The sequence below is a fragment of the Nocardioides sp. Root240 genome (assembly GCF_001428825.1).
Lineage (GTDB): Bacteria > Actinomycetota > Actinomycetes > Propionibacteriales > Nocardioidaceae > Nocardioides.
The window spans coordinates 147835-161445 of the sequence record NZ_LMIT01000012.1 but is presented as its reverse complement, the minus strand read 5'-3'; the positions used below and the strand labels follow the sequence as shown (position 1 = coordinate 161445).

General features: G+C 71.6%; 11 protein-coding genes and 1 tRNA gene. 5 read left to right on the top strand and 7 right to left on the bottom strand.

Annotation, left to right across the window (positions count from 1 at the left end):
* Positions 1 to 40: 40 nt before the first annotated feature.
* From ASE20_RS17160 to ASE20_RS17135, 6 genes are read right to left on the bottom strand one after another with little or no spacing between them, the layout of a single operon-like run.
* Complete coding sequence (locus tag ASE20_RS17160) at positions 41 to 1537, bottom strand: serine/threonine-protein kinase (protein WP_056895798.1); 1497 nt, start codon at positions 1535 to 1537, stop codon at positions 41 to 43.
* Positions 1534 to 3045 (bottom strand): peptidoglycan D,D-transpeptidase FtsI family protein, encoded by a 1512-nt coding sequence (locus ASE20_RS17155; protein WP_056895797.1) that lies wholly within the window; start codon positions 3043 to 3045, stop codon positions 1534 to 1536. Before ASE20_RS17155 ends, ASE20_RS17160 begins: the two co-directional genes overlap by 4 nt.
* Positions 3046 to 3103: 58 nt before the next feature.
* A complete protein-coding gene (locus ASE20_RS17150; RefSeq protein ID WP_056895796.1) occupies positions 3104 to 4489 on the bottom strand; it encodes an FtsW/RodA/SpoVE family cell cycle protein in 1386 nt (461 codons plus the stop codon).
* 10 nt (positions 4490 to 4499) lie between these two features.
* Positions 4500 to 5825 (bottom strand): PP2C family protein-serine/threonine phosphatase, encoded by a 1326-nt coding sequence (locus ASE20_RS17145; RefSeq protein ID WP_056895795.1) that lies wholly within the window; start codon positions 5823 to 5825, stop codon positions 4500 to 4502.
* Positions 5822 to 6289, bottom strand: coding sequence for an FHA domain-containing protein (locus ASE20_RS17140; protein ID WP_056895794.1), 468 nt, complete (start codon positions 6287 to 6289; stop codon positions 5822 to 5824). Before ASE20_RS17140 ends, ASE20_RS17145 begins: the two co-directional genes overlap by 4 nt.
* A 4-nt stretch (positions 6290 to 6293) precedes the next feature.
* Positions 6294 to 7019: an FhaA domain-containing protein gene (locus ASE20_RS17135; protein ID WP_056895793.1), complete on the bottom strand. Its 726-nt coding sequence runs from the start codon at positions 7017 to 7019 to the stop codon at positions 6294 to 6296.
* 179 nt (positions 7020 to 7198) lie between these two features.
* On the opposite strand from ASE20_RS17135, the gene ASE20_RS17130 reads away from it, so the two are divergent.
* The 3 genes from ASE20_RS17130 (at position 7199) to ASE20_RS17120 (ending at position 9719) form a co-directional block, all read left to right on the top strand.
* Positions 7199 to 7282: transfer RNA gene (locus tag ASE20_RS17130), tRNA-Leu, on the top strand.
* A gap of 161 nt (positions 7283 to 7443) precedes the next feature.
* The gene (locus ASE20_RS17125; RefSeq protein WP_056895792.1) at positions 7444 to 8856 is read left to right on the top strand and encodes a WS/DGAT/MGAT family O-acyltransferase; all 1413 of its coding nucleotides are present in this window, start codon (positions 7444 to 7446) and stop codon (positions 8854 to 8856) included.
* Positions 8857 to 8879: 23 nt separating this feature from the next.
* A complete protein-coding gene (locus ASE20_RS17120) occupies positions 8880 to 9719 on the top strand; it encodes an alpha/beta fold hydrolase (RefSeq protein ID WP_162261024.1) in 840 nt (279 codons plus the stop codon).
* 1 nt (position 9720) lies between these two features.
* On the opposite strand, the gene ASE20_RS17115 is transcribed toward ASE20_RS17120, so the two are convergent.
* Entirely contained in the window at positions 9721 to 10743 is a 1023-nt protein-coding gene (locus ASE20_RS17115) for an AraC family transcriptional regulator (protein ID WP_056895790.1), read from the bottom strand.
* A 113-nt stretch (positions 10744 to 10856) separates the two neighbouring features.
* On the opposite strand from ASE20_RS17115, the gene ASE20_RS17110 reads away from it, so the two are divergent.
* Complete coding sequence (locus ASE20_RS17110; RefSeq protein WP_056895789.1) at positions 10857 to 11987, top strand: saccharopine dehydrogenase family protein; 1131 nt, start codon at positions 10857 to 10859, stop codon at positions 11985 to 11987.
* Positions 11988 to 11989: 2 nt separating this feature from the next.
* Positions 11990 to 13546: an AMP-binding protein gene (locus ASE20_RS17105; protein ID WP_056895788.1), complete on the top strand. Its 1557-nt coding sequence runs from the start codon at positions 11990 to 11992 to the stop codon at positions 13544 to 13546.
* Positions 13547 to 13611: the final 65 nt, after the last annotated feature.

Below are 13611 nucleotides of genomic sequence, written 5' to 3'. Positions count from 1 at the left end.
GAGGAGCGAAGCGGGGGAGCGAAGAATCGGGCGGGGTGGATCATCCGTCGGCCCCCAGGTCGCTGAGCAGGTCGGTCGGGTCGGTGGTGGGATCGGTGGGCGTCGTCGGGTCCGTCGGCGTGGTCGGGTCCGTCGGGGTCGTCGGCTCCGTGGGCTCGGTCTGCTCGACCGGACCCCAGTAGGAGATGACGACGGAGTCGCCCTCGTCGAGCGTGCCGGCCGGCGAGATGTCCGCGACCGTGCCCTCGGCGCACTCGCCGGTGTTGGTCCGGTCGTAGGCCTGCACCGACACCTGCAGGCCCAGGTCCCGCAGGTCGCTCTGCGCGTCGCGGTAGTCGACGGTGCAGACGTAGTCGCCGGCGTCCACCTCGACGGTGGTGTCCGCGGTCGTGGTCCCCTCGGTCGGGGTGGTCGGCGTGGTCGCCGCCGACGTCGGGTCGTCGACGGTCGGTTCCTCGTCGTCGCCACCGCCGAACAGCAGGATGGCCGCGACGACCGCCGCGACGACGAGCAGGATCACCGCGATCGCGGCCGGCCACGGCGACTTGCCGGGCTGCTTGCGCTCCTCCTCGCCGGCGTACGCCGACGGCGAGTCCAGGCGGCGCATCGGGGCCCCGGGCACGGGGACCGGCGCGGCGACGACCGGCGGCATGACCTGGGTCGCGCCCTCGGCCGGCGTGGGCGGGGGCGCGACGGCGGCCGCACCGCTGGGGTTGCGGAAGGCCTCGGCGAACGCTGCGCCGTCGACGTACCGCTCGGCGGGGTCCTTGGCGAGGGCGCGCGTGACGACGGCCGCGAGCGGCGCGGGCACCGTCGCGGGCAACGGCGGGATCGGCTGCTGGAGGTGCGCGAGCGCCGTCGCGACGGGGGTCTCGGCCTCGAACGGGCGGCGCCCCGTCAGGCACTCGAAGGCGACCACGCCGAGGGAGTAGACGTCGGACGCAGGCGTCGACGGGTTGCCCCGCGCCTGCTCCGGGCTGAGGTACTGCGGGGTGCCCATCACCGAGCCGGTGCGGGTGAGCGCGACCGAGTCGGCGGCGCGGGCGATGCCGAAGTCGGTGATCTTGACCTGGCGGTCGGGGGTCACGAGCAGGTTGGCGGGCTTCACGTCGCGGTGCACGATCCCGGCGCGGTGCGCGACGCCGAGCGCCTCGCCGGCCTGCGCGATCAGGTCCTGCACGACGGCGGTGTCGAGGGTGCGGCCGTTGCTGCGGGCGGTGGCGAGCAGGGCGGACAGCGGCTGGCCGTCGACCAGCTCCATCACGAGGTACGGCGGCAGGTGGCCGCTCTCGTCGGCGCCGTAGTCGTAGACGCCGGCGATGCCGGGGTGGTGGAGCGCGGCGGCACTGCGCGCCTCGCCCTCGAAGCGGGTGCGGAACATCGGGTCGTCGGCGTACTCGGCCTTGAGGACCTTGACCGCGACCGGCCGGTTGAGGCGGGTGTCGGTGCCGCGCCAGACCACACCCATGCCGCCCGTGGCGATCACCGAGTCGAGGTGGTAGCGCCCCGCCCGGTCGGCGAACTGCTGCTCGGTCACTTGTTCAACACCGCTTCCATCACTGCCTTCGCGATCGGGCCGCCGAGCTGGCCGCCCGCGATCTCCTTGCCCGGCGCCTCCTGGATCATCACCGCGACGGCCACCTGGGCGTTCTGCGCCGGGGCGAACGAGACGAACCAGCCGTAGGGCGGCTTGCCCTCGACGCCGCGCTGCGCCGTACCGGTCTTGCCGGCGACGCTGACGCCGTCGATCGCGGCGGGCGAGGCGGTGCCGTCGTCGACGGTGGACACGAGCAGGTCGGTGAGCGCTGCGGCGGTCTGCGGCTTGATCGCGTCGCGCAGCTTCTCCGGCTCGGTCGTCTCGAGCACGTCGAAGCTCGCGGTCTGGATCTCGTCGACGAGGTAGGGCTTCATCAGCCCGCCACGGTTGGCGATCGCCGAGACGACCATCGCCATCTGCAGCGGCGTCGCCTGCACCGAGAACTGGCCGAAGCCCGACCGGGCGGTCTCCGCGTCGTTGAGCTCACGCGGGTCCTGCTGCTTGCCGTCGATCGTGTCGACCACGCTCTTCGGGAACACCGACTGCGCCTGAGGTCCGAGGTCCTGGAGGTAGTCGGTGTTGAAGCCGAAGGCCTCGGCGGTGTCGCGGAGCTTCTCCGGCCCGACCTTGACCGCCATCTTGGCGAAGGCGGTGTTGCAGGAGTTCTCCATCGCGGCGGCGAAGGAGATCGTGGTGGGGCTGCAGCCGCTGCGGCCCTCGTTGTCGATGACGTTGTGCGAGCCGGACGTGCCGGGGGCCTGCCAGGTCGCGCCGGACGGGACCTGGCTGTCCTGGTCGTAGACACCGGCGTCGATCGCGGCCGCCGCGGTCACGACCTTGAAGGTCGATCCCGGGAACAGCCGGGTCTGGATGGCCCGGTTGAGCAGCGGCTGGTGCTTGTTCGAGTCGAGCCGGTCGTAGGCGTTCTCGCGGGTCTCGCGGTCGTGGGACGCCAGCTGGTTGGGGTCGTACGTCGGGAAGGACACCATGGCGAGGATCCGGCCGGTCTTCGGCTCGATCGCGACCACCGAGCCCTCGCCGTCGGGGCCGACGGTGTCGCGCAGTGCCCGGTAGGCGGCGCGCTGGGCCTTCGGGTTCAGCGTCAGCGAGACGTTGCCGCCCTGGTTGGTGTCGCCCTTGAGCAGGTCGACGAGACGGTTGACGAACAGCCGCGGGTCCTCACCGGAGAGCACCTTGTTCTGGCTGCGCTCGATGCCGGTCTGGCTGCCGAGCTGGAGGTAGCCGGTGACCGGGGCGTACAGCTCCTTCTGCGGGTAGACCCGCAGGTACTTGTACTGGTCGTCGACCGGCTCGCTGCGCGCGATCGCGTTGTCGCCCACCTGGATCAGCCCGCGCTCGCGGCTGAACGCCGCCGCCGCGACCCGGGCGTTGCGCGGGTCGGTGTTGTAGTCGTCGGAGCGGAAGAACTGCAGGTACGTCACGTTCGCCATCAGGGCGAGGAACAGGAACATGCAGAAGATCGAGACCGCACGGATCGGCTTGTTCATCGCACGCCCCCTCGGGGGCGTGCGATGAACAAGCGCTCGTCCTGAGCCTGTCGAAGGGTCACGACGGCACCACCTTCACGATCTGGGTCGCCTGCTCGTCGGGGTCGTCCTCGGCCTCGGTGAGGTCGGGCAACGGCCGGCGGGCCTGGTCGGAGATGCGCAGCAGGATCGCGATGATCACCCAGTTCGCGACGAGCGAGGATCCGCCGTAGGACAGGAAGGGTGTCGTGAGGCCGGTCAGCGGGATCAGCCGGGTCACGCCGCCGATGACGACGAAGATCTGCAGCGCGAAGACCGCGGCGAGACCGGTGGCGACCAGCTTGCCGAAGCCGTCGCGCGAGATCAGCGCGGCGCGCAGGGCGCGCTCCACGACGAGGCCGTAGAGCAGCAGGATCGCCATCACCGCGGTGAGGCCGAGCTCCTCGCCGATCGCGGCGAGGATGAAGTCGGACTCGGCGTAGGGCACCTTCTCGGGCATGCCCTCGCCCAGGCCGCGGCCGACCATGCCGCCCCACGCGAAGCCGTAGAGCGCCTGCACCAGCTGGTAGCCGCTGCCGTCGGGGTCGGCGAACGGGTCGAGCCAGATGTCCACGCGCGACTGGACGTGGGAGAAGAGCTTGAACGCAGCCGTCGCGCCGCCGAAGAAGAGCAGGCCGCCGACCACCAGCCAGCCGGGCCGTTCCGTGGCGACGTAGAGCATGACGAGGAACAGGCCGAAGAAGAGCAGGCTGGAGCCCAGGTCGCGCTGCAGCACGAGGATGCCGAGGCTGACGGCCCACATCATCAGGATCGGGCCGAGGTCGCGACCACGCGGCAGGTCGATGAAGACCACGCGGCGCCCGGCGAGCGCGAGCGCGTCGCGGTGGACGACGAGGTAGCCGGCGAAGGTGATGACGAGCAGCACCTTCGCGACCTCGCCCGGCTGGAAGCTGAACGGGCCGAGCGCGATCCAGATCTTGGCTCCGTTGATGGTGCGCCCGATGCCCGGGAGCATCGGCAGGATCAGCAGCACGATGGCCGTCAGGCCCGAGGTGTAGGTGAACCGCGCGAGCAGGCGGTGGTCGGGGAGGATGATCAGCGTCCCGACGAAGAGGACGACGCCGAGCGTCATCCAGGTCAGCTGCTGGCTCGCGAGGGCGGTGTCCTTGGCGAGGTCGAGACGGTGGATGACCGCCAGGCCCAGGCCGTTGAGGGCCGCGACCACCGGGAGCAGCACCGGGTCGGCGTACGGCGCCACGATGCGCACCGCGACGTGGGCCGCCACCACGAGGATCGTCAGCCAGCCGCCGTACCCGATGAGGTTGGTGGGCACCTCGCCGTCGACACCGAGGCCGACCGCGGCGTAGGCGCCGATCCCCACGACCAGCGCGAGGACCAGGAGGAAGAGCTCCGCGCCCCGCCGGCGGCGGTGGACGAAGCCCATCAGGGCGGAGTTGGAGGCCATGTCAGCGCGGTCAGTCGATCGGCTCGAGGTCGGTGGCGGTGCCGGACTGCGCGTCGGTCGCGAGCTGCTCGACCTTCTCGCGGGCGGCGTCGTAGTCGTTGCCGTAGGAGATGCCGTCCTCGACGATGCTCTGCTTGTCCTCCGGCAGGTCGGCAAGGGCGACGTCGGAGACCTCGAAGACCTTCGACAGGCCGGGGACCTCCACGCCGCGGAAGATCACGACCTTGCCGGCGTCCTCGCCGACGTAGTACTGCCGCTGGCTCCACCACCAGGCGGTGCCGAGCACGACCCAGACCAGGCCGACGGCCACGGCGAGCGCGAGCAGGCGGCGCGGCCAGATGAAGCGCGGCGGGGGCTGCGGCGCGTAGCGCATCGCCTCGGGGTCGTACCGCGGGTCGGCGGCGATCGCCTCGACGCCCTCGGGGATGTCGGGGATCTCGGCCGTCACCGGCTCGAGCTCGCCGGTGTCACCCGAGCGGTGGCCGCGGAAGAGCGCGCGTGGCCGGCGCTGGCGCAGGTCGGCCGCGGCGCCGACGACCATCGGCTCCGGCGCGACGTCGTCGGGGGTGGCCTCCGCGACGTCGGCGACGACGCAGGTGACGTTGTCGGAGCTGCCGGCCTCGAGGCTGGCGCGGACCATCTCGATCGAGGAGAACTCCGGCGAGGCGCCGGTCAGGATCTCCGCGATCCGGGCGTCGACCAGTACGCCGCAGGCGCCGTCGCTGCAGAGGAACAGGCGGTCGCCGGCGACGAGCTCGAGCGCGAACAGGTCCGGCTCCACGTCGTGGAGGCCGTCGAGCGCCTTGAGGATGAGGTTGCGGTGCGGGTGCACGCGCGCCTCCTCCTCGGTGATCCGGCCCTCGTCGATCAGGCTCTGGACGAAGGTGTGGTCGCTGGTCAGCTGCGAGAGCTCGCCGTCGCGCAGCAGGTAGGCGCGCGAGTCGCCGACGTGGCCGAGCGCGAGCCGCGAGCCGTCGAAGAGCGCGACCGTCGCGGTCGTGCTCGTGCCGTTGAGCGCGGGGTCCTGGTCGACCTGCGCACCGATGGCGACGTGGGCCTCGTGGATGCCGTCGCTGACCCGGTCGAGGGCGTCGGCCGAGCCGGGCGGGACGTCGAGCGAGCGGAGCTCGTTGACGGCCGTGCCGGAGGCGATGTCACCGCGGGCCGCGCCCCCGACGCCGTCGCACACGGCGAGCAGCCACGGGCCGGCGTACCCGGAGTCCTGGTTGTCCTTGCGGACCCGGCCGACGTCGGAGACGGCGTAGAAATCCAGGCGCAGCGGGGGCTTCGGCGCCCGCACGGGCCTGTCGACGGTGTCGTCCGTGGGGTCGGTCACTTCCGCAGCTCCACGATCGTCTTGCCGACACGAACCTGCGAGCCGAGGCCGATCGGGACGGGCTGGGTGATCCGCTGGCTGCCGAGGTAGGTGCCGTTGGTGGAGCCGAGGTCCTCGACGTACCACTGCCCGCCGCTCGACACGATCCGCGCGTGGCGGGTGGAGACGTAGTCGTCGTCGAGCCGGATCGCCGCGTCGTTGCCGCGCCCGATCAGCACCGGCGCCTGCGCGAGGTCGGCCGTGATGCCCGTGTTGACGCCCTGCACGACCGCGACGTGGGTCGGCTGGCCGCGTCGCGGGGACGGCGGCGGCTTGGGTGCGCGCGGCTGCTTGCCGGGCGCCGCGGGCGTCGGGACGCGGGCGCCGAACATGTCGGAGCGGATCACCGAGATCGCCGACAGGACGAAGATCCACAGGATCGCGAGGTAGGCGATCCGGACGAGGAAGAGGGTCAGCTCGGACACGTCTTCAGGCCTCCTGGAGCAGTCGGAGGGTCAGCGAGGTGTGCCCGATCTGCACGCGCGAGCCGTCGCGCAGGTGGGCGCGGGCGACCTTCTGCCCGTCGACGCGGATGCCGTTGGTGGACCCCATGTCGTGGACCTCCACCTGCACGGGGCCGTCGGGCGTCGTACCGCTGGGGGAGGGGCTGGTCACCAGGAACTCGGCGTGCCGCCGGCTCACCCCCGGGTCGTTGATGCGGATGTCCGCCTCGCTGCCGCGGCCCACCACGAGGCCCGGCGCCACCAGCGGGTGCTGGGTGCCGTTGACCTCGAGCACCGCGCGGGTGCGCTGCGTGCTGCTGCGCCGGGCGTGGCCGGTCACCGCGGCCTCCGCCTGGCTGCGCACCCGGAACCGCCCCGTGCCGAGGTCACCGGCCGGTTCGAACACGATCCGGATCGGCCCCGGGAAGACGTAGGACTGCAGCTCGGCGTGCTCCGTCAGCTGCTCGCCCAGCTCGTTCTCGAGCGCGGAGTCGTAGGGCCCCAACCGCTCGAGGTCGCCCTCCGACAGCTCCACGACGAAGCTGTTGGGCACCAGCCGCCGCTGCCGCGACAGCACCTGGGCCTTGTTGTCGAGCTCGCGCTGGAGCGCCGCCGCGATCTCCACGGGCTGCACCGCGCTGCGGAAGGTGCGGGCGAACACGCCGGAGATCGCCTGCTCGAGCCGCTGCTCGAAGCGTTGGAGTCCCCCCATGTGCCTGCCTCCTCTCCGCGGTCCGGTTGGTCCGGGGCAGCACGACGTGCTCGGCCGCCCGGGTCACTCGATCGTATCGGTGGCGGCCCATCGTCCCCGGTACATCGTCGCCTGCCCCCCGGTTTTGGGTGCCGGGTCACTCCTGGGATAGCCTTGCCCGGCTGCCGAAGGGCAGTGACGCGCGAGTGGCGGAATAGGCAGACGCGCACGGTTCAGGTCCGTGTGTCCGAAAGGACGTGGGGGTTCAACTCCCCCCTCGCGCACGTGAGAAGGCCCCGGGATCTCCCGGGGCCTTCCGTCATTTCCCCCGACGGTGAGGTCCCCAGGAGGCCTGTGCGGGCCTGTCGTGCGATCACAAAAGCCTGACGTGCCGTGACAAGACCACGGCAGCACGCGGTTCCTAGGCTCGCCGTCGCCGGGCGCGGTGCCCGACTGGACCCTGACGAAGGCAGCGTGGCTGATGGCCGAGCATCTCTCCCCGACGGACGCATCGATGCTGGCGATCGAGGATCCCGACCACGGGAGCCACATCCAGATCGTCTACGTGTTCGAGGGCACGCCGCCCACGCAGGCCGAGCTCCGCGAGACCGTGGAGCAGCGGCTGCTCGGTGCCCCACGGTTCCGGCAGCGCGTGGCACGGGTGCCGTTCAACCTGGGCCGGCCGGCGTGGGTCGAGGACGAGCGGTTCGACCTGGACCACCACCTCCGGCGTACGGCGTTGCCGGCGCCCGGGGGCGAGGAGGAGCTGCGTGCCCTCTCCAACCGGCTCCTCCAGCAGTCCCTCGACCCCGGTCGTGCGCTGTGGGAGATGTGGCTCGTCGAGGGCCTGGCCGAGGACCGGTTCGCCGTGATCCACCGCGTCCACCACTGCATGGTCGACGGCGTCGCCACCCAGGACATCTCAGGGATGATGTTCTCCCCGACGCCCGAGGAGGACCGGCCGCCGGTCGAGCCGTGGACCCCGTCCGGCGGACCCTCGCGGGCCGGGCTGCTGGTCTCCGGGCTGTCCGACCTGGCCGTGCACTCCGGGCGGGCGCTGTCCGGCCTGGCGCGGGCCTCGCGCACTCCGAGTGCCCTGTGGCAGGGCGTGGTGGACAGCGCGCGGACGGTCGGCACCCTCACCGGGGTCTCCGGCGCCGTACCGGCGACGATCGTCAATCGGCCGGGAGGTCCGCGGCGTCGTACCGACTGGGTCCGGGTGCCCATGGACGACCTGCGGATGACGAAGAACGCCTTCGGGACGACGCTCAACAACGTGGTGCTCGCCGCCTCGACCGCCGCCCTGCGCCGCTACCTCGAACGTCAGGGGGAGCCGCTCGCCGACGGCATGCGGGCGATGGTCCCGGTCTCCGTGCGGCTCGACCCCGAGAAGGGCGCCTTGGGCAACCAGGTCTCCGCGATCTACCCCGAGTTGCCGGTCGGCGAGCCCGACCCCGCGCGGCGCGTGGCGATGATCGCTGCCGAGGTCGAGCGACTGCGCGCGGGGCAGGGCGTCGCCCTCGAGCGCCTGATGAACATCGGCGGCTTCGCGCCTCCGACGATCATGGAGCAGGTCCAGCGGCTGCTGCTGATCAACCCCGGCGGACACAACCTGGTCATCTCCAACGTGCCCGGGCCCGGCACGCCGTACTACCTGCGCGGCCGCAAGCTGGTCGAGGTGCTGGCCTGCGGTTCCACGATGCCGCGCCACGGCCTGAACCTGGTGATGATCTCCTACGTCGGCACGCTGTACGTCGCCATCTGCTCCGACCCCGACGTGGTGCCCGACGCCGCCGGCTTCGCCGCGGACCTCGAGGCCTCCTTCGCGGAGCTGCGCGACCTCGCCCCGGCCCGATGAGCCCGATGAGCCCGATGAGCCCGATGAGCCCGCACGACCGACGCCTGCGCCACGGGCGGGTCCGGGTGGTCGACGTCGGCGCCGGACCGCCCCTGGTGCTGCTCCACGGGCTCGGCGGCACGTGGCGCAACTGGGAGGCCAACATCCCCGCGCTCGCGCGCCGTCACCGCGTCATCGCCCCGGACCTGCCCGGGTTCGGCGACTCCGAGCCGTACGCGGGCCGGGTGGACGCCGCGCGCTACGTCGAGACCGTGGTGGAGCTCCTCGACCAGCTCGACGTGGGCACCGCGACCTTCGTCGGCAACTCGATGGGCGGGCTGATCACGATGGAGGTCGCCGTGCGCCACCCCGAGCGCGTCGACGCGACGGTGCTCGTCTGCTCCGGCGGCCTCCCGTTGACCTCCGCGCGCCACCGCCTGCTCACCCTCCCGCAGGCACGCATGATGAACCGCTTCCTGCGCCTGCACGCGGTCCGCTGGGTCGTGCGGCGCAGCGAACGGGTGCGCCTCCTGCTCGGCGGACGGGTCTTCCACGACGCCCGCTCGGTCCCCCCGGAGCTGCTCGGCGTCGCCCTCCGTGGGCTCGCCGGCGTGGGCTTCGACGCTGCCCTCGCGGCCGGCGCCGGCTACGACGCGCGGCTGCGAGCGCCCGCGATCGCCTGCCCGACACTCCTCCTGTGGGGTCGCGAGGACCCGCTGCTCCCGGTGGCGATGGGGCACGAGCTCCACCGGCTGATCCCCGGCTCCAGCCTGGAGGTCTGGGACGACACCGGCCACTGCCCGATGCTCGAGCACCCGGCGCGCTTCGACGAGCGGGTCACCGCGTTCGGCGAGCAGGTGCGCTCCGAGCGTCCCGCGTCCTGATTCAGCCCGGGCGCTGCGCTGCCCGCCAGGCGCGCGGGGACGTACCGCTCCAGCGACGGAAGGCGTGCGAGAACGAGCTCTGCTCGACGTACCCCAGGAGCCCTGCGATCTGCTGGACGGACCGGTCGGGGTCCGCGAGGTACTCCAACGCCTGTTCGCGGCGCACGTCGTCGACGAGACGCTCGAAGACCACCCCCTCGGCGGCCAGCCGGCGCTGCATGGTGCGCACGCTCACGAAGTGGTGCTCGGCGATGACGTCCAGGGTGCAGCCGCCGGTCGGGAGGAGCTCGCGCACCAGGGCGAGGATCTGGTGCTCGAGGGTGAGCCCCGACGAGGCGATGATGCTGTCGAGGTAGTCGCTGACGATCGCGCGGATCTCGGGGTTGTTGCGCGGAATCGCGCGTTGCATGTCGGCGTCGAAGTAGTCGACGCCGTAGGCGCGCTCCTCGAACCGGACCGGGCAGCCGAAGACGCCGTCGTAGAACTCCTGCTCGAGCAGCCGCGGGTGGGAGAAGTAGACGCCCCTCAGCCGCGCCGACGGTCCGGCGACGAGCGGCAGGATCTTCGTGGTGACCGCAAGACTCCACTCCTGGAACTGCCGGCTCGGCGCGGGCACCCGGAGGGTGTAGACCGTGCGGGGACCGTCAGGGGTGTCGACGAGCGCGATGTCGAAGGCGCTGAACAGCCCGTTGAGGTAGCGGATGCTGGACTGGTAGGCCTCGCGTGCCGTCGCGCAGTTCAAGGCCGCCACCATCACCGGCCCGATCGAGTCCTGTCCCTGGGCAATGCCGACGCGGATGCCGAAGTCCGGACAGGACAGCTCCTGCGCGGCGGCCTCCATCAGGCGCAGCAGCGGCGCTGCCGCGATGGCCTCCTTGCCCTGGTCGGTGACGCGCAGGGAGACGTGGAAACGGCGCTCGTAGTCCTCGGGGTCGCCGCCGAGCTCCTCGATGACCTGCACGAACGAGCTGACCACCCACGCGCGCAGGTACGGCTCGTTCGGGGTTCGCGCGGTCGCCGGCACGGTGTCATCAGATCACAAATGGCTGACGCTCGGCGACAAAACCAGGACCCCCTCGCCTCCCTACGCTCGACGAGATCCGAGAGCCGGATCCACGCACCACAGGGAGGTCCGAGATGGCGAAGTACCCCGTCGTTGTGTACGGCGCGAGCGGCTACACCGGCATGCTGGTGATGGACTGGTTGATCGACCAGGACATCGCGTTCACCGCGGTGGGCCGCGACGCCGGCCGCATCAAGGAGATGATGGCCGAGCGCGTGGTCCGCCTCGAGTCCGCGACCTACGAGATCGTCGAGGCCGAGCACGACGTCGCCGCGCTCGCCGCCGCCTTCACCGGGGCGAAGGTCGTGTGCAACACCGTCGGTCCGTTCGGGAAGTTCGGCCCGGTCGCCATCGAGGCGGCCCTCCGGGCCGGGTGCCACCACCTCGACACCACGGGCGAGCAGGGCTACACGATGGCGATCCGCGAGCAGTTCGGCGAGGAGTACGCCGAGGCCGGCCTGGTCCTGTGCCCGTCGTTGTCGTACATGCACACCATCGCCCAGATCGCCGCCGAGCTGACGCTCGAGACGCCGGGCATCGACTCGCTGGAGACCGCCACGATCGTGCGCGGACCGCGCGAGGGATCCGGTGTCACCGTCGGCTCGACCGCCTCGATCTTCGAGAGCTTCCGGCACCCGCAGCACCACCTGTGGGACAACCGCCTCGTCGCGTGGGGCATGACCGACCACTTCGAGATCTCGGTGCCCGAGCTGCTCCGCCCGGCGCTCGCCCTGCCCTGGGGCGGGACCTCGCTCCCGGTCTTCTACCAGGACGACTCGCGGGTGCGCTTCTGCAGCTCGCTCACCAGCTTCTACGACAACCCCGCCATGACGCTCGTGCTCGCCGTGGCCGAGCAGTGGGAGGCCGAGCTCCAGCACCTGCCGGTCGAGTCCCAGGAAGCCGCCATCGCGCAGATCGTGGCGTCCACGACGCCGAGCATGCCGCCGCGCGAGCGCACCACCTTGAACCGGTCGATCGACATCGCGATCGGGCGGGGCCAGCTGGCCGGCGTACGGGCGAGCGTGTCCAGCGTGGCGCCCTACATCACGACCGGCGCACTGCAGGCCGCGGCCGCGATGAAGCTGGTCGAGGGGGAGACCGACGCGGTCGGCTTCACCTCGGGTTGCAAGGCCTTCGGTCACCGCTACCTGCTGGGCTTCCTCGAGCAGCGCGGACTCGCGCGCGCGTCGGTCAGCGAGCTCTGACCATGGCCGTCATCGACTTCTTCGACCGCGGCTGGCGGGGCAACCCCGACGGCATCGCCTACGTCCAGGACGACCGGACCTACACCTTCCAGGAGGCCGGCGAGCTGTCGTGCCGGGTCGCGAACGCGTTGCTGGCCGACGGGCTGCCGAGCGGCACCAAGGGCGCGGTCTGGGCGGGCAACGACGTGACCGCGTGGGTCTGCACCCTCGGCCTCTGGCGGGCGAACATGACCTGGCTGCCGGTCAACGCCCGCAACTCCCCCGAGGAGAACCTGCGGATCCTCGATGCCTTCGACTGCGAGGTCGTCTTCTTCCAGGCTGCCTTCGCGCCGCTCCTGGGCGACCTGCGTGAGCGCCTGCCGAAGGTGCTGCGCTGGGTGTGCCTCGACGGTGAGGTCCCCGGTGCGGTCACGCTCGACGCCTGGCTCGACGGCCAGTCGACCGCCGATCCGGCCCTCGTCGTGGATCTCGACGACGTGGTGTCGATCTCGCCGACGGGCGGCACCACCGGTCCGCCGAAGGGCGTGATGAACACCCACCGCAGCATGCAGACGTTCATCGCCCACTTCCTCATGGCCTTCCCCTACGGGCCCGAGGAGCGCCCGGTGAACCTCGCCGCCGCGCCGATGACGCACACAGCCGGCGCGCTCTCGTTGCCCACGACGGCGCGTGGCGGCACGGTCGTGGTCGTCACCAGCCCGCAGCCCGACGTCCTGCTGGACCAGCTGGTCAAGCAGCAGGTCACCGAGCTCTTCCTGCCGCCGACGGTGATCTACCGGCTGCTCGAGGCCCCCGGCATCGAGCTGGTCGACGTCTCGTCCCTGAAGTACTTCCTGTACGGCGCCGCGCCGATGTCGGTCGAGAAGCTGAAGAAGGCCGTGGAGGTCTTCGGCCCGGTGATGGCGGGCGGGTACGGGCAGACGGAGGCACCGGCCTCGATCGCCTTCCTGCCGCCGGCCGAGCACTTCCGTGGGGACGTCCTCGCCACCGACGAGCGGCTCTCCTCCGTCGGGCGTCCGAGCCCGCTGGTCCGCGTCGAGATCCTCGACGACGACCACCGCGTGCTGGGCCCGGGTGAGACCGGTGAGATCTGCGTGCGTGGCGACCTGGTGATGAAGGGCTACTACAACGCCCCCGAGCAGACGGCGGAGACGATCGTCGACGGCTGGCTGCACACCGGCGACGTCGGGCACCTCGACACGGAGGGCTACCTCCACATCACCGACCGCAAGAAGGACATGATCATCACGGGTGGCTTCAACGTCTACCCGAGCGAGGTCGAGCAGGTCATCTGGTCGCACCCGAAGGTGCAGGACTGCGCGGTGATCGGTACGCCGGACGAGCAGTGGGGCGAGGCGGTCAAGGCCGTCGTCGAGCTCAACCCGGGCGAGACCCTCGACGGGAACGAGCTGATCGCCCTGTGCAAGGCCCGGCTCGGCTCCGTCAAGGCGCCCAAGAGCATCGACTTCGTCGACGCCCTCCCGCGCAGCGCCGTCGGCAAGGTGCTCAAGAAGGACCTCCGCGCCACCTACTGGGCACGCGCCGAGCGCGCGATCTGAGGACCTCCTGATGCCCGTCATGCTGCCCGGCCTCGCCGGAGGCACCTGGCCCGCGCGTCCTGAGC